Source organism: Streptacidiphilus monticola, from assembly GCF_042658505.1.
GTDB lineage: Bacteria > Actinomycetota > Actinomycetes > Streptomycetales > Streptomycetaceae > Streptacidiphilus > Streptacidiphilus monticola.
Window position 1 is genome coordinate 51,085 of the sequence record NZ_JBHSQJ010000005.1, and the last position, 20,076, is coordinate 71,160.

Sequence of the window (20,076 nt, forward strand, 5' to 3'; positions counted from 1 at the left end):
GCCGGTCGGACCCACCTCAGGGGACGCCATGGGGCCACAGGTCCCCGCCTCGGGGGCCCTTGGACCCCGATCAGCCCCCGGAGGCTCCTCGCTGCTCCGAAAGGGTGTCCTCGCCTGCTAAACCAGTGACGGCCGAGCGCGCGCCAGCGCCACTTCGGTCCTCTCCCACTCAAACCCCTGTTCCCTTTGGAGCTGCCATGCTCTCCGCTGAATCGGCTGCCGTCATCCGCGCCACCCTGCCCGTCGTGGGCGCGCACCTCGATGAGATCACGAGCCGCTTCTACGCCACGATGTTCGCCGACCGACCCGAACTGCTCGACGGCATGTTCAACCGCGGCAACCAGGCCAGCGGAGCACAGCGCCAGGCCCTGGCCGGCTCCATCGCCGCCTACGCCGGCGCCCTGGTGCACGACCCCCTGGCCGCACCCGACGCGCTGCTGGCCCGCATCGCACACAAGCACGCCGCCGTCGGCGTCACCGAGGAGCAGTACACGATCGTCCACAAGTACCTCTTCTCCGCGATAGCCGAAGTGCTCGGCGAGGCGGTGACCCCCGAGGTCGCCGCGGCCTGGGACGAGGTGTACTGGCAGATGGCCGCCGCCCTCATCGCCCGCGAGGCGCGTCTGTACCAGGCCGCCGACGTCACTCCCGGCGACACCTGGCGCCCCTGGCAGGTCGTCGAGCGCCGCCAGGAGACCCCCAACACCATCTCCTTCCTGCTGCGCCCCGCAGACGGCCGCCCCGCCCCGCGCGCCCGCGCCGGACAGTACGTCAGTGTGCGGCTGCGCATGCCCGACGGCATCCACCAGTTGCGCCAGTACAGCCTCTCCAGCGACCCCGGCAGCGACACCGACCTGCGCCGCATCACGGTCAAGCGGGTCACCGGCGAGAGCGGCCCCGACGGAGAGGTGTCCCACCTGCTGCACACGGCCGTCCGCGACGGCGACACCCTCGTGTTGTCCGCGCCCTTCGGGGACGTCGTCCTGGACGAGACGGACCAGCCGCTCGTGCTTGCCTCGGCTGGAATCGGCTGCACCCCCATCGTCGGCATGCTGGACCACCTGGCCGCCACCGGTTCCACGCGCAGGGTGCTGACACTGCACGCGGACCGCTCCCCCGCCGACCACGCCCTGCGGGCCGAGACCCGCCAGCTGGTCACCCAACTGCCCAACGCGGCAGTCCAGTTCTGGTACGAGCACCCCGGCGCCGAGGAACCTGACGCCAAGGTCGGGCTGATGGACCTGAGCGAGCTGGCCCTGCCCGCGCGCGCCCAGGTCTACCTGTGCGGGCCGCTGCCGTTTCTGCGAGCCGTCCGCGCCCAGTTCCGACACGCAGGCGTTCCCGCCGAGCGGATCCACTACGAGGTCTTCGGCCCCGACCTGTGGCTGCCCGACGCGACCGCCTGACCAACAACCACCCCGTCCCCTCGGGGCCAAGCGCACCACCTGGCCGCCCCGCGCACCCGCCACAACAGTTGAGGCCGCGAACGCGGCCCCGGCTCTGCCCGCGGTCGGCGACTGGGCCTGAGCCGGCAGACGTGGCAGGGCCGGTCGCCGTGTCCCCGACCGGCTGTCTGCAGGCGGCAAAGGCAGCGGTGAGCCGCAGGTTCGGTTCGGCCGGTAGCGCGTGGGCGTGGGGTGCTCCCGCGGCGTCCGGGGGGATTCCGCGGGAGCCGACCTAAGGGTTTCATGAGCGCGTCACAGACGGGTGGCCTGCGGCGGTGGCGGAGATGCGCCTGACGCAACTGCGCCAACCCAGCTGTCACAAGGACGACTTGCCAGGCTTTCAGTGGCAGCCGTTGCGCGAATTGGCCCGCTGAGGCGGTCCTGGGTCCAGTGCAGCAGGCCGGGGACGAGCGCGGAGCCGGGGGCGACGAGACCGAGGTGGCCGCGTCCGGGCTAAGGGCGGTACTCGAGCCGCCGCCACGTGGCTCCAAACTCCGACGGGCAGCGGACAAGCACCAAAGGCGGGCAGATTCTGGACCTGGTCCAGCAGGCCCGCCGGGACGGCGTCACCTCCAGCGGCCAGTTCGCCTGGCTGGCCGCACGGCATGACACCCAGCCGGCCGCATGCCGGCCTCTTCGCCCACTTCTGGCGCCTGAGCCCATCGAGAGCGGCAGCTACGTACTGGTGGGCCTGCGGCTTCGGGGCCCTCGCCGTCGAGTGGATCCGCCGGCACGCCGGCTGACGCGGGCATCGCGGCCGCCGGCATCGCAGAAGCGGTTCGCGACTCGGGCCGCGTCGGGCCATCGGCCTGCCTGCGGCACCTCACCACCAACTGATCCCGCGCACGCCGAAACACTGCTTCCGGCGAGCATGGCACCGTGGCGGCGCCGAACGTCGGTCCCCCGGTGGCCTCGAACGCGCGGGCAGTTCTCAGCGCAGGTCGAAGACAAGGCGGGCCGACACCTTGCCGGCCAGCACCTCGTCGAAGCAGGCATTGACCTCCTCCAGTTGGCGGCTCTCCCGGATCACACGGGTACGTCCGAGCCGGTGCAGCCGGAACACCTCGGCGAGGTCCTGGCGGGTGCCGACGATCGAACCGATCACCTTGGTGCCGTTCAGCACCGTGTCGAAGACCGGCAGTTCCAGCCTGCCCTCGGCGGGCAGGGCGACCAGCACCAGCGTGCCGCCGCGCCGCAGCGCGCCGTAGGCGGCCTGGAAGGACGCGTTGCTCACGGCGAGCGAGATCGCTGCGTCCGCGCCACCGAGCTTGTGCGTCTCGGCGACCACATCCTGGGTGCGGGCGTCGATGACGTGGTCGGCGCCGAGCTCACGGGCCAGCGCCAGCTTCTCATCGGTGACATCCACGGCAACGGTCTCGGCGCCGGCGATCCGCGCATACTGCAGCGCCAGGTGACCGAGACCGCCGATGCCGGAGACCAGCACACGTGCGCCCGGGCGGGCACCGGAGACCTTGACCGCCTTGTAGGTGGTCACCCCCGCACAGGTGAGCGGAGCGGCATCCAAAGGATCGAGCGCGTCCGGGACGGGGACCACGTAGTCGCCGTGCGCGAGCGCGTACTCGGCATAGCCGCCGTCGACGGAGTATCCGCTGTTGTGCTGGCGCAGGCAGAGGGTCTCCCAGCCGGTGACGCAGTAATCGCAGCGGCCGCAGGCGTCCGCCAACCACGGGATCGCGACCCGCTCGCCCACCTGGACGTGCCGCACCTCGGGGCCAACGGCGTCGACGATTCCGACGCCCTCGTGACCCGGCACGAAGGGCGGGGTGGGCTTGACCGGCCAGTCGCCGCGGGCAGCGTGGATGTCGGTGTGGCACAGCCCGCATGCCTCGATCCGGACGCGCACCTGGTGCGCACCGGGCTCCGGCAGCGGGCGGTCCTCGATGGTCAGCGGGGCTGTGAAGTCACGGACGACGGCAGCCTTCATCGCAGCTCTCCTCGGTTCGTTCCGATGGTGGTTCGTCGTTCCCATCCCAACAACCCACGCGGCGCCCGGGCTTGGGCCGAGCGGCCCTGCTCCCCCGACCATGTGGCCCAAGGAACCGCACGCGGCGTGGGTCCGCTTCCACAGGCCCCCGCAGGGACAGGGCCATCCGGCCCTGTCCCACGTCGTGCCCAGTACGTAGCGTCGGGGTATGGCCTCACGTACTCACGGGAACGCACTGAACCGCGCCCTCCTGCTCACCGCCGTCGCGCTCGTGGGCGCGGCCGTGGCGAAGGAACTGGCGCGGCCGGCCGCTGAACGCACGTGGCACGGCCGGATCGTCGGCCTGCCCTACGACTTCCGTCCGCCGACCGCCGAGCGTCTGCGTGCCGAGTTCTGGGCACCGGACAACCCCGCGCTGTTCACCCCGCACGCTTTCGGCATCGGCTATGGGGTGAACCTGGCCCGCGTGGCGGGGCGGTTCTACCCACCGGACTGAGCTAAGAAGGCGTTCAGTTCCGGGCCGGCAGCGTCAGGAAGACGTCAAGGTTCGCCTGCGGCGGCCGGAACGCGGGTGGGATGGACGGGTGATCCGTATTCTCGCCCACCCGCGGCCGGTACTGCCCGCGTCGCTACAGCTCGGCGTGGCCTTCGCCACCGCCCTGTGCGCAGGCATCGCCCTCGCGTCTTTGCTGCACGGACGCGAGGGCGGCCTGTCGCTCGCGCTGCTGTGCATCGCGGCGGGCTACGCCGCCTGCTGGGCCCGGGACGTGGCCGCGGGGCTGGTGGTGGGGCCGGTGTTCTGGCTCTGCTACGACGGCTTCGTGGAGCACCGCTACGGGGTCCTCGGCTGGCACGGCGCCAGCGACCTGCCGGCCCTGGGCTTCCTGTGCGCCGCCGGCCTGCTGCCGGGTCTGGTGCGGGCAGTCGGTCTGGTGTGTACGGTGCGCCGACGCTTCCAGCGGGTCACCCTGAAGCCGTTCGAGCCGCAGCTGCCCGAGCCCGGTCACCCGTCTACCTGGAACTGACCGGAGCGGCCGGGAGAGCGCCCGGGAATTCCGCCTCCGACGGAACCGGCAGGCCCGGCCGGACCGGACGTGAGCCGGGCCGTCACCCGACGGCCCCCTCCGGCGGCCGCTCCGGTAGCCATCCGTCGTCCGCGGCCGCCGTCCAGGCGCAGCCGCAGCCGCAGCCGCAGGTCCACGATCTGGTATGCGCAGCCGTCCCGGCTGATCCAGTCGCCGCGCCGCAGCTCACGCACCGGGGTGGCCACGGCGCCAGCCGTCCAACGACCTTTCGGCGCTTCGAAGGCAGGCAGGGAACTGGAAGACACGCACACCTCACCACAGGACAGCGCACCCCCACCGGGCGGGATCCTCTCACTCACGGGCGCTCGGCCGCCAGCAAGACGCGCTGCCAACGCGCCGTCTGCGGGGCACAGTTGGCGCCGCGGCCGGGCCGGGACGTGCGCCCCCGCAGAGCTGCTCTCCTCCTCGGCCGAAGGGGGCGCCCGGCCACGCTCCGCCCAACACGCACAGGGCTGCGGTGCTGCGTCCGGCCACTGGGGCCGTCAGTGGGGCCGTCCGGAGATGATCAGGATTTCGCCGACCGGGCGGCGAGGGGTGGGCCGTCCGGACGGGCCGTAGCCGAGGCGCAGGACCATTTGCACGTGCCCCGGCGGTGCCTGGGGGTCGCGGACCAGCCAGCGCAGTTCCGGGGCCTCCAGGGCGTGCGAGGTCAGAGACGTGGCCAGGCCCCGCAGCGTGGCGAGCAGCAGGACGCGTTCAAGTGCCTGGCCGGCGCGGATCCAGTCCTGGACCCGGTCCTGCCGGGTGGTCAGGAGCGCCAGTTGCGGGTGGGGCTCGAAGTCGGCTGCCGGTCGGCCGGAGATCAGGCGTCGGCCGGCGAAGTCACGCACCGGTGCGCGGCCGATGTGCTTGCGTGGGCCGAAGGCGTACTCGGGTATGCCCTCTGCTGGTCCGTGTGCGTCCGGGTAGGTCCAGCGGGTCAGGTCGGGGTCGTGTTCCAGAATGTCGTGGGCCTCGGCGTCCTGGACCAGGCCGATGATCGACTGGACGTGCCACGGGCTGGGGAAGGTCATCTGCGCCCCCTCTTCGGCGGCGGCCCGGCACAGTTCGTCCCGCAGGGCCTGCGGGATTCGCCGGTCCTCGAAGGGGTCGCGGCTGGTGTGGCGGCGATAGAGCACGGGGTGCAGTTCCGCCAGGTCCTGCGGCGCGGTGAGTTCTTCGTAGAGGCGGACTCGGGCGAGCAGCCGCTGGTCCTCCGGCTGGGGCAGGATCACCGTGTCCGGGCACCAGCCGCGGTGCGCGGCGGCGACGCGAAGGTTGAACAGGGCTGCGCCGCAACCGATGTGCAGCGCCCGGTTGTGGCGGTCGGCATGGGCCATGGCCCGTTCCAGGTCGGGCCACAGCTCGAAGACGCGGGCTGCCCGGTCGTAAGCGAAGCGCCATGGCTGCGCGTTGTGCATGGACGGCGCGAAGGACGCGTCTTTGACGATCTCCTGGACCGACCGGTCATCGAGCGGGGCGGGCATGGCGGGCCTCCCTCCTGGGGGCGGTTGTGCTTCCAGCGTCCACCTGGCACGGCACCTGGCAGCAGGGGCCAACGGCCGCAGGACAGGGCCGTTCGGCCCTTCAGCGGTGCGACGGCGCAGGACGAGTGTGATCACTGCTCAGGCATCGCCTCGAGCAAGCTCAGCAGGCCGATCATGCAGGAAGCTGATCAAGGAGGACAGATGAACTCCACCCAGGTGCGGCCCGGCGTCGAGGTCCTGGTGCGGCTGCGCGGCGGGATCTCCGCCGAGGTGGCGCAGTACGCCCGCGACAAGCTCGCACCGGTCGTCGAGCAGCTGCACGGGCCCGTGCCGCAGGTCCAGGTGAAGCTCACCCAGGATCCGCATCCCTCGGTGGTGCGCCCGGTCCGTGCCGAAGCGACGGTGGACGTCGGCGGCCGCCCGGTGCGCGCGCAGGTGACCGCCGCGACCCTCACCGAGGCGGTCGACCTGCTCAAGGACCGCCTGGCTGCCCGTTTGAGCCGCCTGAGCGACCGCAGGGCCGGCCACGGCCACCGGGCCGGGGGCCGCCGGGTCCAGGGCAGCCGCCCGGTGGAGGAGCGGCAGATCGTGCGCCGCAAGTCCTTCCCGCTGCCGCCGCAGTCCGTGGCCGACGCGCTGGAGGAGTTGGAGGCGATGGACTTCGACTTCTACCTGTTCAAGGAGGAGTCGACCGGAGCTGATTGCCTGCTGTCCCACGCGGACCCGGCCGGCTACCGCATCGAGCGCACCGGGCACGCGAACCCCCCGGACATTCCCGACGCAGTCATCGAGAGCCACACGCCCGCACCGGAGTTGACGCTTGCTCAGGCGGTGCAGCGGCTGGAGGTCGCGGCGCTGCCCTTCGTCTTCTTCATCGACCCGGCCACCGGGCGCGGCTCGGTCCTCTACCACCGCCACGACGGCAACTACGGCGTCATCCGACCCGGCTCCTGACCTGCGCACCCCGTTGGTCTCTCACCGCCCGCGCGCCGCACCTCGTGGCACGCGGGCGGCGCGCTGCCGGCGCTTGGGGGCGCTCGCGCACCGGGCGTGCAGCGCCAGGCCGGCATCTGCCAGCCTGGCCGTGGGGGCTCACGTTCACCGCGTCCAGCCCGGTGCTGCCCTTGCCGGCCCTGAACCTGACGGTGCATCACTCCCGCAGGGGGCCGGGAACGGCCGTTGGCGCTCGGGCTTCGGGCCGCCCCGATAGCAGGAGCTCCTCGAAACGTCCTGGCCGAGGCATCCGTCGCCGGGATCGGGCCGGGCCACGCCCCTCGGTCACTCTCACGTCGGGACCTTCGGCCCGCACGGGTGCCCCAACTGGCCGCCGCCCCAAGGGGGCTGGGGCGAGAGCCTGAGGACGTCGGAACGTGCATCCCGCACGAGCCCACCATGACGACTCGAAAGGTGGTCCCATGACCCGCCGTCGGCCGACCGAGGAGACACTGGAACCGCCGGGCGCCGAGCCCGGTGCGGCGACGGACACCGCATCCTGTGTCGACGCGCTGGTCACCCGGGCGGTCACCGCGCTGGGCGAGTACGCCGACTTCACGCAGGAGCAGGTCGACCGGATCGTGAAGAAGGCCTCGCTGGCCGCTCTGGCCCGTCACACCCATCTGGCCGCGCTCGCGGTAGAGGAGACCGGCCGGGGCCTGTTCGAGGACAAGGCCGTGAAGAACGTCTTCGCCTGCGAGAACGTCACGCACGTGATGGCCCGGACCAAGACGGTCGGGGTGATCCGCCGGGACGAGATCGACGGCATCGTCGAGATCGCCGAACCCGTCGGCGTCGTCGCCGGGATCACGCCGGTCACCAACCCCACCTCCACCACGATCTTCAAGTGCCTGCTGGCGCTGAAGACCCGCAACCCGGTCGTGTTCGCATTCCATCCCGCAGCGCAGCACTGCTCGGCCGAGGCGGCGCGGATCGTCCGCGACGCGGCCGTGGCGGCCGGCGCCCCCGCGCACTGCATCCAGTGGATCGACCAGCCGTCGATGGAGGCCACCACCGCGCTGATGCACCACCCTGACGTCGCCACCATCTTGGCGACCGGCGGCAACGCGATGGTCCGCGCCGCCTACAGCTGCGGCAAGCCCGCGTTGGGGGTCGGCGCCGGCAACGTCCCGGCCTACATCGAGCGCACCGCCGACCTGCGGCGCGCCGTCAACGACATCGTCTTGTCGAAGACCTTCGACAACGGCATGATCTGCGCCTCCGAGCAAGCCGTCATCCTGGACGCGCAGATCCGCGACACGGCGCTTGCACAGTTCCGTCGGCTCAAGGCCCACCACGCCACCGCGGACGAGAAGGCACTGCTGGAGCGCCACCTGTTCGGTGCCGGGGATGGCGTCTCGTGCGCAGGGGACCGGCTCAACCCGCAGGTGGTGGGCCGGTCCGCGGTACAGATCGCGCAGGCCGCGGGGTTCGAGGTGCCCGCTGACACCTCGATCATCCTCGTGGACGCCGCCGGGGTAGGGCCGGCGGAGCCGCTGACCCGGGAGAAGCTGTGCCCGGTGCTGGCCGTGCTCACCGCCGACTCCCGCCGGGAAGGGATTGAACTCGCCGCCGCCATGGTGGAGTTCAACGGTCTGGGCCACTCGGCCGCGGTCCACACCGAGGACGCCGCGTTCGCCGAGGAGTTCGGCCACGCCGTCAAGGCATGCCGCATCATCTGGAACGCACCCAGCTCCCAGGGCGGCATCGGCGACGTCTACAACGCGTTCATGCCCTCGCTCACGCTCGGCTGCGGCAGCTACGGACACAACTCCGTCTCCGGCAACGTCTCGGCGCTGAACCTCGTCAACATCAAGCGGATCGGTCGGCGCAACACCAACATGCAGTGGTTCAAGGTGCCCCCGAAGATCTACTTCGAACGCAACTCCATCCGCTACCTGGCGAGTATGCCCAGCGCCTACCGGGTCGTGGTCGTCACCGACCGCACGATGGTGGAGATCGGCCACCTGGAGCGGGTCCGCAAAGTTCTGGACCGGCGCCGTGATCCGGTCGAGGTCCGCGTGGTGGACTTCGTCGAGCCCAACCCGAGCATCGACACCGTGCGCCGGGGCGCCGAACTGATGCGGGACTTCCAGCCGGACACGATCATCGCCCTGGGCGGCGGCTCGCCGATGGACGCGGCCAAGGTCATGTGGCTGCTGTACGAACACCCCGAGGTGGACTTCGCCGACCTGAAGGAGAAGTTCTTCGACATCCGCAAGCGCGCCTTCACCTTCCCCGACCTGGGCGAGAAGGCCAAGCTGGTGTGCATCCCGACCACCTCGGGCACCGGCTCGGAAGTCACCCCGTTCGCGGTCATCACCGACACCGCCAACGGGCAGAAGTTCCCCCTCGCCGACTACGCGTTCACCCCGAGCGTCGCGATCGTCGACCCGGCGCTGACCATGCGTCTGCCCAAGGACGTCACCGCCGACTCCGGCTTCGACGCCCTGACCCACTGCATCGAGACCTACGTGTCGGTCTACGCCAACGACTTCACCGACGGCCTGGCGATGCAGGGCATCCGGCTGATCTTCGAGAACCTCGAACAGGCCGTGCACAACGGCCCCGACGACCCGGTCGCGCGGGAGCGGATGCACAACGCCGGCACCATCGCCGGCATGGCCTTCGGTTCGGCCTTCCTCGGCGTCGTCCACGCCATGGCCCACACGCTCGGGGCGACCTTCCACGTCGCCCACGGCCGCACCAACGCGCTGCTGCTGCCCCACGTCATCCGCTACAACGGCGCCGCTCCGGGCAAGGTGACCAGCTGGCCCAAGTACACCCACTACGTCGCCCCCGAGCGGTACCAGGCCATCGCCCGGATGCTGGGCCTGCCCGCCGACACCCCCGAGCAGGGCGTGGAATCCCTGGCCCGAGCCGTGGAGGAGCTGCGGGACCGGGCCGGCATCCCCAGCTCCTTCAAGGAGGCCGGCGTCGAGGAGACCGCGTTCCTGGCCGCGCTGCCGCAGCAGGCGATGAACGCCTACGAGGACCAGTGCGCCCCCGCCAACCCCCGGCTGCCCATGCTCGCGGACATGCAGCAACTGATGCGGCAGGCCTACTACGGCGACCCGAGCTAAGCGCCCCACGGCCCGGGCGGAGCTCGCCCGGCCCCTCCCCGCACCACCCGGACTTCACACGACCACGGTGCCGACAGCACCGAGAGGGAGCACCACAATGACCATCGAGCGGACCGAGACGACCGGCCGGAGCGCGTGGACCGGCTTCAAGGGCGGCCTGTGGCGCGACACCGTCGACGTCCGGGACTTCATCCAGCACAACTACACCCCCTACGAGGGCGACGGCTCCTTCCTGACCGGCCCCACCGACCGCACCACAGCCGTGTGGCAGAAGATCACCGCCCTCTTCCCCGAGGAGCGGGAGCGGGGCGTGTACGACGTCGCGTACGACGTCCCGTCGAGCATCACCGCGCACCAGCCCGGCTGGATCGACCGCGACCGCGAACTGATCGTCGGCCTGCAGACGGACGCCCCCCTCAAGCGGGCGATCATGCCATTCGGTGGCTGGCGGATGGTCTCCGGGGCGCTGCGGACCTACGGCTACCCCGTCCCCCCGGAGCTGGAGAAGGTCTTCACCAGCTACCGCAAGACCCACAACGACGGCGTGTTCGACACCTACACCCCCCAGATCCTCGCCGCCCGCAAGGCGGGCATCATCACCGGCCTGCCCGACGCCTACGGCCGCGGACGGATCATCGGCGACTACCGCCGTGTCCCGCTGTACGGGGTGGACCGCCTGATCGAGGTCAAGCGGGCCGAGAAGGCCGAACTGGACCCGCTGCCCCGCCGGCCCGAGCAGCTGGAGGAGGTCATCCGGCTGCGTGAGGAACTGGCCGAGCAGATCCGGGCGTTGGGCGAACTCAAGCAGATGGCCGCAAGCTACGGCCACGACGTCTCCCGTCCGGCCGCCACCGCGCAGGAGGCCGTCCAGTGGCTCTACCTGGCCTACCTGGCCGCGGTGAAGGAGCAGAACGGTGCTGCCATGTCCCTGGGGCGCACCTCCACCTTCCTCGACATCTACCTGCAACGCGACATCGAGACCGGCCTGCTGACGGAGCAGCAGGCGCAGGAGTTGGTCGACGACTTCGTCATCAAGCTGCGCATCGTCCGTTTCCTGCGCACCCCGGAGTACGACGAACTGTTCTCCGGTGACCCGACCTGGGTCACCGAGTCGATCGGCGGCATCGGCGCCGACGCACGCCCGCTGGTGACCCGGACGTCGTTCCGCTACCTGCAGACCCTGTACAACCTCGGCCCGGCCCCCGAGCCGAACATGACCGTCCTGTGGTCGCCCCGACTCCCCCAGGGCTTCAAGGAGTTCTGCGCCAAGGTGTCCATCGACACCTCCAGCGTGCAGTACGAGTCGGACGAGCTGATGCGGCCCCGCTTCGGCGACGACACCGCCATCGCCTGCTGCGTGTCCGCAATGGCGGTGGGCAAGCAGATGCAGTTCTTCGGCGCCCGGGTCAACCTCGCCAAGGCCCTGCTCTACGCGATCAACGGCGGCCGCGACGAGCGCAGCGGCGCCCAGGTCGGAACGGCGACCGAACCCGTCACCGGCGACGTCCTCGACTACGACCAGGTCCTCGCCCGGCTCGACCGGCAACTGGACTGGCTCGCCGAGACGTACGTCCACGCCCTCGACGTCATCCACTACATGCACGACAAGTACGCGTACGAGCGCCTGGAGATGGCCCTGCACGACCGCGACGTGCGCCGCACCATGGCCTGCGGCATCGCGGGCCTGGCCGTCGCGGCCGACTCCCTGTCGGCCATCAAGTACGCCCGGGTCTCCCCGGTCCGCGACGAGACCGGCCTGGCCGTCGACTACGCGATCGAGGGCGACTACCCCGCCTACGGCAACAACGACGACCGCGCCGACAAGATCGCGGTGTGGCTGGTCGAGACGTTCATGGCGAAGGTGCGCCGCCATCCGACCTACCGCGGCGCCGAGCACACCCAGTCAGTGCTCACCATCACCTCCAACGTGGTCTACGGCAAGAAGACCGGCGCCACCCCGGACGGCCGCCGCGCCGGCGAGCCGTTCTCCCCCGGCGCCAACCCCATGAACGGCCGCGACCGCCACGGCTACATCGCCAGCGCCCTGTCGGTGGCCAAGCTGCCCTACGCCAGCGCCGAGGACGGCATCTCCCTCACCAACACCATCACCCCCGACGCGCTCGGCCGCACCGACCAGGAGCGGGTCACCAACCTTGTCGGCGTCCTGGACGGCTACATCACCTGCCACGGCTTCCACATGAACGTCAACGTCCTGGACCGCGACACCCTCCTGGACGCCATGGAGCACCCGGAGAACTACCCGCAGCTGACCATCCGCGTCAGCGGCTACGCCGTCAACTTCGTCCGCCTCACCCGCGAGCAGCAACTCGACGTGATCAGCCGCACCTTCCACGACGCCCTGTAGGCGTACACAAGGTAGGTGTGCCGGCGCACCGCACAGTGCGCCGGCACACGCCGACCCAAAGGACCTGCCATGGCCGACCCTGTCCCTTCACCCCCACTGTCACCGGCCCCGCACCCCTGCACGTTCACCGGCGACTGCACCGCCCCTGCCGTCCAGTCCGCGACGACGCTGCCGGCCACCCCGGCCGCCGCCCGCACCGGTCGGCCGGCCAGCGGTATGGTCCACTCCTGGGACCTGTCCACCGGCGTGGACGGCCCCGGGACGCGCTTCGTCACCTTCCTCGCCGGCTGCCCCCTTCGCTGCCGGTACTGCCACAACCCCGACACCTGGCACATGCGCGACGGCCGACGCACCTCGGCAGACGAGATCCTTCGCGAAGCCGCCAACTGCGCCCCGTTCATCCGCACCGCAGGCGGCGGCGCTACCATCAGCGGGGGCGAGCCCCTGCTGCAGCCGGTCTTCTGCGGCGAACTCCTGCACCGGTTCAAGCACGAACTCGGCCTGCACACCGCGCTGGACACCTCCGGTTTCCTCGGCGCCCGCGCCACCGACGCCCTGCTCGCCGACACCGACCTGGTGCTGCTGGACATCAAGTCCTGGGACCGGTCGCTGTACCGGCACCTGACGGGGCGTCACCTCGCGCCCACCCTCGACTTCGCGCGCCGCCTGGCCGATCTCGGCAAGGAGGTCTGGGTCCGCTTCGTCCTCGTCCCGGGCCTGACCGACCAGGCGGACAACGTCGAAGGCGTCGCCGCGTTCACCGCCTCCCTGGGCAATGTCACCCGCGTCGATGTCCTGCCCTTCCACAAGCTCGGCGCCGCCAAGTGGCGCGCCCTCGGCCTGGACTTCACCCTCGCCGACACACCCACCCCCACCCGCAACCAACTCGCCGCCGCCCGCGCCGCCTTCACCGCCCACGGCCTCCACGCCCTCTGAGGCGACACCTGGCATGCGGCCAAGGGATCCTTTCGAACAACTCCGCCCGCGCGGCTCTCACGGCACTCGTCGGCGGTTTCGCCGTCTGCTCAAGCCGGCGCCTGACGGCGCCCCAGCCAGACCCACGGGCGTGGCAGCGTACGACCTTTTGTCACCGAGCGCGAAGAGCGCCAGGCCCCCGTGGGGGGCGACCAACTCCACGTTGGCTGAGTGCGACGAGACCTCCGCCTGAAGCTCAAGCGGCTCGCCGAGCGGGGGGGATCCTGGCCGGGACCGAGCAGGGGCTGTTCACCCTGCCACGGCCGCAGCCCGTTCCAGCGAGCCCGCAACCAGCTTGCTCAGACCAACCGAGAGGCCGAGCCGGACACCACCTGATGGTGTGGAACTCGCTTGCCCCCGTCTTGAGGCCGGTCGACGATAGGCGCCTATGAGTGCTGTCCAGATCGCAGGCTGTTCTGGCGCCGGGAAGTCCACGGTTGCAGCCATGTTGGCCCGTCGAGGCCTGGTGTCCATCGACGCCGACGCCGACCCGTTGCTTGCCCGGTTCGTCGATCCTGGCGGCGCCGTGGTGGCCAAACAGCCGACGGCGCCGGACCTGGCCTGGCTTGCCCGGCACAGCTGGGCATGGGATCCGACCCGCTTGGACGAACTGATTCGGGCCGCCGCGCCGGCGACTTTGTACGTCTGTGGCGGTGCGGACAACCAGCAAGAGGTCGCCGACCGCTTCACCCAGGTGTTCTTGCTGGAGATCGACGAGCCCACGATGCTGGCACGACTGGATGCGCGCCAGGAGCACCACGACTGGGGCCGCGTCGGGGAAACTCGCGAGTACCTGCGCCGCAAGCTGCCGGTATTGCAGGACCACCTGCGCTCATCGGGTGCGATCGTCATCGACGCCAGGCGGCCCCTCGACCAGGTGGTGGACGCGATCCTGTCCCGCACGCTGCCAATACGGCCGCGGTCCCGGCCGAGCTGAGGTGCCAACCCGAGCCCGAACCCGGCTTGTTGAGACCCAGCCCTGGCTGTACTGGCCCGCAACCGGCCCACCTCACCCCAGCCCAGCCCCGAAGCGGACAATCGCTTGCGAACCGCCCACTCAGACGGGTGGAGCCCGAGCCCCTGAGGGCCCGGGCTCCACAAAGGGATGGTCAGCGAAGCCAGGACACGTCGCGAACCAAGGGCAGGCGGCCCCATACCCGGCCCAGCCCGAGGGTGTCGCCGGCGGAGGTGGCAGCCAGCACCACCAGCGCTGCCGCGTAGAGCAGGTGGTAGTCGACGAACGGGTTGCTGGACATGGTCGGCGCGCCACCCGTCACGTGCCGGGCCGGTGGGAACTCCGCCAACCACATCAGCGCGAGCAGCACTGTTCCCGCCAGCGCGGCCGGTCGCAGCGCGACCCCCAAAGTGACGGTGAGCCCGATGCCGGCCAGTCCCAGCATGAACAGGGTGTCCGCCCAGCCGGTGCCGGCGATGTGGTGGAACGTCGACTGCAGCGGCCCGACGTGCACGGCGCTGAGGAAGCCCTTGGTGGGCGAGCCGCCGTGGAGCCAGCTTCGGGCAGAGGCGGTGGCGTAGCCGAGGCCGAACAGCTTGTCCAGGAAGGCCCACAGGAACACGAAGCCGGTCAGCAGCCGCAGGCAGGCGAGCGCGTAGTCGGCGGTGGTGGTCACCGCGGTGCTGCGCTCCGCGACGTGCGTGCGGGCGGCCGCGCCCTCGTTGCGGTGGCGCAGGTGGAGGGTGAACCGGTGAGGAGCGTCGTGCAGTGCCATGGCGGGCCCTTCTGGAATCAAGAGTCGAAGAAGCGTCAACTTCCCTTGCCGATAAGCGTCTTGTCTCCCTGATGTCCCGGCACGGGGCCGAACAGGTCCGTCATGGGAGCCGAAGGTCCCTGCCGGGAAGGGCGATGCGGCTGTCGGGACAGGGAGCGGTCGACAAGCGGGACCATCGGCCCACCGGTCACTGCCCGTCCGGGCCTGTGTGGGGCAGTGCCGCGGCCGGGAAGCTGCTGCCACGACGGCGACTCGCGCCGCGGAACAAGGAGGCGATCCGTGACCACGCCCGCGACCAGTCCCCGTCCCCCTCGCTTCACCGCGGCCCGGTTGCATGCCTTCGTCCGACACGGCCGCAACCCGCTCCGCAGGCCCCTCGATCGGCTTCGGACGATCACGAGGTGGTGCTTGGTTCTCGGACTCCTGACTGCGGCGGCGGCAGCGGCAGTGCTCGGGCTCACGGTGTTCGACGAGGCCCGAGCACATGCCGCTGCCGCCCAGGCACGGCTTCGGGGCGTCGATGCCGTGGCACTGACCTCGCCGGCCGTCACGAAGGGAAGCGATGAGAGCACCGGCACGGCGTTGCTGCGCTGGTCCGACCGCTCGGGTGCCGCACACCAAGTGGCCGCCTCAGTGCCGCTGTGGACCCAGGCAGGGTCGACAGTGAGGATCTGGCTGGACCGGCACGGGCAGGCCGGTCCCGGTCCCGAGAGCGTTTCAGCCTCCGCAGCACGTGCCGTCGGCAAAGGGCTGCTGCTGCTCGTGACAGAGGCCGCCTTGCTGACCATGGCGTGGACCGGAGCATCCTGGGCGGTGGACCGGACCGCTATGCGGGCCTGGGAGCGGGAGTGGCAGCAGGTCGAACCGGTGTGGCATCAACGGGGCTGACCCCGTTGCCCAGACACGTCGCGCCACTGGTCCGTGTCACTGAGCATCGGCCCCCAGAACGCCTTCCGACCCTGACGCACATCCTCGGCGGAAGCTGGAACGGCCTGGACCGGCCTGGTGTCCGGCCCCCGAGGACGCCGCGCTCGGCGCACCGCGACCTGCCGCGTCGTGTGGTCGTCCGCGCTGATCCAGTTCCCCAGGCAACGGCCATCGCCCGCGTGCCATCGGTGCCGGCGAGCCGTTGAGGGCCGACCGGGCCCGCACCGTGGGCCAGTCGGCCCACGTCGCCCCCGGCCGTGGGGAGGACCGTGGGTGAGTGGGTCCGTGATGGCCCCTCAGCACGGTGTGGAGGCAGCCATGCAAGCCAGCTCCAGCTTCCTCGGAGAGCTCGCTCCCGCGCACGCGGAGCGGCTGCAGAGGTACGCGCACGAGGTGACCTTCGCGGCCGGCCGGCCGATCTTCAAAGAGGGCCAGCGCGCGGACCGGATCTGGGTGCTGCACAGTGGCCGGGTCGGCTTGGAGCTGCATGTTCCCGGCCGGCGTCCGGCGGTCATCGAGGTGCTGAGCGGCCGGCAGCTGCTCGGCTGGTCGTGGCTCATGCCGCCGTACCGCTGGCATCTGGGGGCTGTTGCGGAGACGAACGTGCGCGCCGACGAGTATGACGCAGCGACCGTACGCGTGCTGTGCGAGGAGGATCCGCTGCTCGGGCGCGCGGTCGCGCTCGCCGTCGCCGCTGTCGTCGCCGAGCGTCTGACCGCCGCGCGAACCCGACTGCTCGACCTCTACGGACCTGGCGGCAGTGGATCCGGTCGATGACATGGCAGCCGCATCAGCCGTCGTGGGTCGACCTGCCCGCGCGCGCTCGACTACCGCCGACCAGCCCTGCCGGCGTGGCCGTTCGCCACGGCTGGTGGGGCCCGCCGCAGAGCGCACGCAAAGTGGCGAACGGACAGGTCGTCTTGCCACCTTGCACCTGGGCGGTGGCCGCATGGCCGCGCGAGTGCCGCTTCGGCGCCCGGATCCGGCGGGAGCGTCCTCGACGGGCATGACCGGGCGCGAGCTGCGAGTGCTCGTCCGCGGGCGGAGCAGGCCTTCGGGGCCGAGCAGCCCGCGCGTACGGGGCCGGTCGGCCCTGTCGCCCGGCTCGGAAACGGAGCCACAGTGGGTCGTGGCTGTCGGACGTCCCGGCACTACCTCTTCGATGAACAGGCAGGCCCCGGTGGCAACTTCCGTCGATCCGTCCGTGCCCGCACCGCCCCGCCCCGACCATGGGCAGGCCGTGGCGCCAGGACTGTCAGCGGCCACCGCTGCCGCCCTGGAGCCGGCAGCGGTTCTGGCCGCACTCGGCGCCGAACCTGCCGGACTGACCGGCGCCGAGGCCGCGCGCCGCCTCACTGCGGTCGGGCCGAACGCGGTGCGGACCCACCAGGTGCGCGCCCTGGCCGTGCTCGCCCGACAGTTGCGCAGCGCACTGCTGCTGCTCCTGGTGGTCACCGCCACCGTCTCCTTCTTCTTCGGCGAGCGCACCGACGCCGTGATCATCGGGTCAATCCTGCTGCTGAGCATCGCGCTCGGCTTCGCCAACGAGTACCGGGCCGAGAAGTCCGCCGCCGCGCTGCACTCCGCCGTCCGGCACACCGCCGTCGTCCTGCGCGACGGCCACGAGGCCGAGGTGGACGTCACCGACCTGGTGCCGGGAGACGTGGTGCTGCTGTCCCTGGGCCAGGTCGTCCCCGCCGACATCCGCCTGCTGGACTGCACCTTCCTCCAGTGCGACGAGAGCGTCCTGACCGGCGAGTCGGCGCCGGTCGACAAGCGATCCGCCCCGGTCCCCGACGGCACCGTCCTTGCGGAGCTGGCCAGTTGCGCGCTGATGGGGACCGTCGTCCACGCGGGCACCGGCCGCGGCGTCGTGGTCGCCACCGGCGGACGCGCGGAGTTCGGACGGATCGCCCTCGGGCTCGGCGAACGCCAGCCCGAGACCGAGTTCCAGCGGGGCCTGCGCCGCTTCTCCGTCCTACTGCTCCAGGTAGCCCTCGCCCTCACCAGCGCGATCTTCCTGATCAACGTGCTCCTGCACCGCCCGCTGCTGGACGCGCTCCTCTTCTCCCTCGCCATCGCCGTCGGCATCACGCCGCAGCTGCTCCCGGCCGTGGTCAGCACCAGCCTCGCGGCCGGGTCACGCCAACTCGCCCGGCGCAAGGTGCTGGTGAAGCGGCTGGTCTGCATCGAGGACCTGGGCGACATGGACGTCCTGGTCACCGACAAGACCGGAACCCTCACCGAGGGCCGCATCACCTTCCGCGAGGCCCTGGACCCGCAGGGAGGAGTCAGCGACGACGCCCTGCTGTTCGGGCTGCTCGCCACCGAAGGGGACCTCAGCGGCGACCACCTGGGGGGCAACCCGCTGGACACCGCCCTCTGGCAGGCCCCGCACGCGCGAGTGCCGGGAGGCTGTCGCCGTCTGGCCCAGCTCCCCTTCGACCACGAGCGGCAGTTGACCTCCGCCCTCGTGCAACTCCCCGACAGCACAAGACTGCTGGTGACCAAGGGCGCCCCCGAGGTGCTGCTGGACCGGTGCCAGGACGTGCCCACCACCGCGTCCGCCGTCTTGGACCGGCTCTTCGACGAGGGCAGCCGGGTGGTCGCCGTGGCCACACGGGACGCCGCCGGCGCCACCACCGTCACCGCGGCCGACGAGACCGGGCTGCACCTGGCCGGGTTCCTCGTCTTCCTCGACCCGCCCAAGGCCGATGCCGCGGCCTCGCTGGAACGCCTGGCCCGGCTCGGGGTCAGCGTCAAGATCTGCACCGGCGACAACCCGCGCGTCGCCCGCAAGGTCTGCACGGACCTCGGCCTGCCCGTCGGCCGTACCCTGACCGGGCGCGACCTCGCCGCCCTGGACGACGCCCGACTCGCCGCGGTGGTGGGCGAGACGACCGTGTTCGCCCGCGTCTCCCCGGAGGACAAGGCCCGCGTCGTCCGCGCTCTGCGCAGTCGCGGCAGCGACGTCGGCTTCCTGGGCGACGGCGTCAACGACGCCCTCGCCCTGCACGCCGCCGACGTCGGCGTCTCCGTGGACTCGGCCACCGACGTGGCCAAGGACGCCGCCGACGTGGTCCTGCTGGAGAAGGACCTGGGCGTCCTCGCCGACGGTGTGGCCGAGGGGCGTCGGATCTTCGCCAACACCATCAAGTACGTGCTGATGGGCACCTCGAGCAACTTCGGCAACATGTTCAGCGCGGCCGGCGCCTCCCTGGTGCTGTCGTTCCTGCCGATGCTGCCCTCGCAGATCCTGCTCAACAACCTCCTCTACGACGCGGGCCAACTCACCATCCCCACCGACCGGGTGGACCCGGAGCAGCTGGCTGCCCCCTCCCACTGGGACATCCGGCTGATCCGCCGCTTCATGCTCTGCTTCGGACCGGTCAGCTCGCTGTTCGACGTGCTCACCTTCTGGGTGATGCTCGGCCTCTTCCACGCGGGGCCGGCCCTGTTCCGCTCGGGCTGGTTCGTGGAGTCGCTGGCGACCCAGAGCCTGGTGATCTTCGCCATCCGCACCCGCCGCGTCCCGTTCCTGCGCAGCCGACCCAGCCGGGCACTCACCGCGGCGACGCTGGCCGTCGTCGCCGTCGGCGTGGCACTGCCGCTGTCCCCGGCCGCGCACACGCTCGGCTTCCAGCCGCTTCCGCCCGCCTTCTTCCTGGCGCTCACAGTGATGACCCTGGCCTACCTGGCGCTGATCGAGACGGTCAAGCGGTACTTCTTCCGCCACGTGCCCACCACGTCGGCCCCACGCACCCACCGCACCCACGTCCACCGAGTCCAGCGACGCGCTGCCCGCTTCAGCCGCCCCGAACCACTGGCCCCGCGCTGACGCCGGCCCTCGCCAGGATGACCGCGATGCCGCCCGGCCCCAGGGCTGTGGAGGCTGCCACGCTGGGAGTTAAGGCGACGGTCATGGAGACGACCGGGCCGGACCCCCGAGCGGGGCGGGTCCACCCCGGTCGCCGACGGCTGCAGAGGCTCACGTGCCGCCGCAGGACGGCAGGCCCGCCGTCCTACCAGCTGGTGCCGATCTGGGTGCGGGCGCCGAGGGTG

14 protein-coding genes are annotated in these 20,076 nt (G+C 71.3%); 11 read left to right on the forward strand and 3 right to left on the reverse strand.

From position 1 onward, the window contains the following. Positions 1-197: 197 nt before the first annotated feature. Entirely contained in the window at positions 198-1,406 is a 1,209-nt protein-coding gene (locus ACFP3V_RS01435; protein WP_380578745.1) for a globin domain-containing protein, read from the forward strand. A 970-nt stretch (positions 1,407-2,376) separates the two neighbouring features. On the opposite strand, the gene adhP is transcribed toward ACFP3V_RS01435, so the two are convergent. Next, the gene (gene adhP / locus ACFP3V_RS01440) at positions 2,377-3,390 is read right to left on the reverse strand and encodes an alcohol dehydrogenase AdhP (RefSeq protein WP_380578747.1); all 1,014 of its coding nucleotides are present in this window, start codon (positions 3,388-3,390) and stop codon (positions 2,377-2,379) included. Between the two features lie 208 nt (positions 3,391-3,598). Here adhP and ACFP3V_RS01445 point away from each other — a divergent pair, with 208 nt between their 5' ends. Further along, positions 3,599-3,886, forward strand: a complete 288-nt coding sequence (locus ACFP3V_RS01445; RefSeq protein WP_380578749.1) for a DUF5808 domain-containing protein — start codon at positions 3,599-3,601, stop codon at positions 3,884-3,886. 88 nt (positions 3,887-3,974) lie between these two features. Beyond that, the gene (locus tag ACFP3V_RS01450) at positions 3,975-4,415 is read left to right on the forward strand and encodes a hypothetical protein (RefSeq protein ID WP_380578751.1); all 441 of its coding nucleotides are present in this window, start codon (positions 3,975-3,977) and stop codon (positions 4,413-4,415) included. Between the two features lie 542 nt (positions 4,416-4,957). Here the strand turns inward: ACFP3V_RS01450 and ACFP3V_RS01455 are convergent. Beyond that, the gene (locus ACFP3V_RS01455) at positions 4,958-5,941 is read right to left on the reverse strand and encodes an Acg family FMN-binding oxidoreductase (RefSeq protein ID WP_380578753.1); all 984 of its coding nucleotides are present in this window, start codon (positions 5,939-5,941) and stop codon (positions 4,958-4,960) included. A gap of 201 nt (positions 5,942-6,142) precedes the next feature. On the opposite strand from ACFP3V_RS01455, the gene ACFP3V_RS01460 reads away from it, so the two are divergent. From ACFP3V_RS01460 to ACFP3V_RS01480, 5 genes are all read left to right on the forward strand, one after another. Next, entirely contained in the window at positions 6,143-6,895 is a 753-nt protein-coding gene (locus tag ACFP3V_RS01460; RefSeq protein WP_380578755.1) for a ribosome hibernation promotion factor, read from the forward strand. A gap of 461 nt (positions 6,896-7,356) precedes the next feature. Further along, entirely contained in the window at positions 7,357-10,017 is a 2,661-nt protein-coding gene (gene adhE, locus ACFP3V_RS01465) for a bifunctional acetaldehyde-CoA/alcohol dehydrogenase (protein ID WP_380578757.1), read from the forward strand. Between the two features lie 97 nt (positions 10,018-10,114). Next, on the forward strand, positions 10,115-12,382 hold the full coding sequence (gene pflB, locus ACFP3V_RS01470) for a formate C-acetyltransferase (protein WP_380578759.1): 2,268 nt from the start codon (positions 10,115-10,117) through the stop codon (positions 12,380-12,382). A 216-nt stretch (positions 12,383-12,598) separates the two neighbouring features. Further along, positions 12,599-13,318 carry a pyruvate formate-lyase-activating protein gene (pflA, locus tag ACFP3V_RS01475; RefSeq protein ID WP_380578777.1) on the forward strand — a complete coding sequence of 240 codons (720 nt, stop codon included), beginning with the start codon at positions 12,599-12,601 and terminating at the stop codon, positions 13,316-13,318. Between the two features lie 505 nt (positions 13,319-13,823). Next, on the forward strand, positions 13,824-14,294 hold the full coding sequence (locus ACFP3V_RS01480) for a nucleoside/nucleotide kinase family protein (RefSeq protein WP_380578761.1): 471 nt from the start codon (positions 13,824-13,826) through the stop codon (positions 14,292-14,294). 172 nt (positions 14,295-14,466) lie between these two features. On the opposite strand, the gene ACFP3V_RS01485 is transcribed toward ACFP3V_RS01480, so the two are convergent. Beyond that, positions 14,467-15,087, reverse strand: a complete 621-nt coding sequence (locus ACFP3V_RS01485; protein WP_380578763.1) for a hypothetical protein — start codon at positions 15,085-15,087, stop codon at positions 14,467-14,469. 102 nt (positions 15,088-15,189) lie between these two features. Between ACFP3V_RS01485 and ACFP3V_RS32090 the strand changes: the two genes are divergently transcribed. The 3 genes from ACFP3V_RS32090 to mgtA all read left to right on the forward strand — a co-directional run bounded on the left by ACFP3V_RS32090 (position 15,190) and on the right by mgtA (position 19,852). Further along, positions 15,190-15,975, forward strand: coding sequence for an Rv1733c family protein (locus ACFP3V_RS32090; RefSeq protein ID WP_465270085.1), 786 nt, complete (start codon positions 15,190-15,192; stop codon positions 15,973-15,975). 357 nt (positions 15,976-16,332) lie between these two features. Further along, positions 16,333-16,791 carry a cyclic nucleotide-binding domain-containing protein gene (locus ACFP3V_RS01495; protein ID WP_380578767.1) on the forward strand — a complete coding sequence of 153 codons (459 nt, stop codon included), beginning with the start codon at positions 16,333-16,335 and terminating at the stop codon, positions 16,789-16,791. 463 nt (positions 16,792-17,254) lie between these two features. Further along, positions 17,255-19,852 carry a magnesium-translocating P-type ATPase gene (gene mgtA / locus ACFP3V_RS01500; RefSeq protein ID WP_380578769.1) on the forward strand — a complete coding sequence of 866 codons (2,598 nt, stop codon included), beginning with the start codon at positions 17,255-17,257 and terminating at the stop codon, positions 19,850-19,852. Positions 19,853-20,076: the final 224 nt, after the last annotated feature.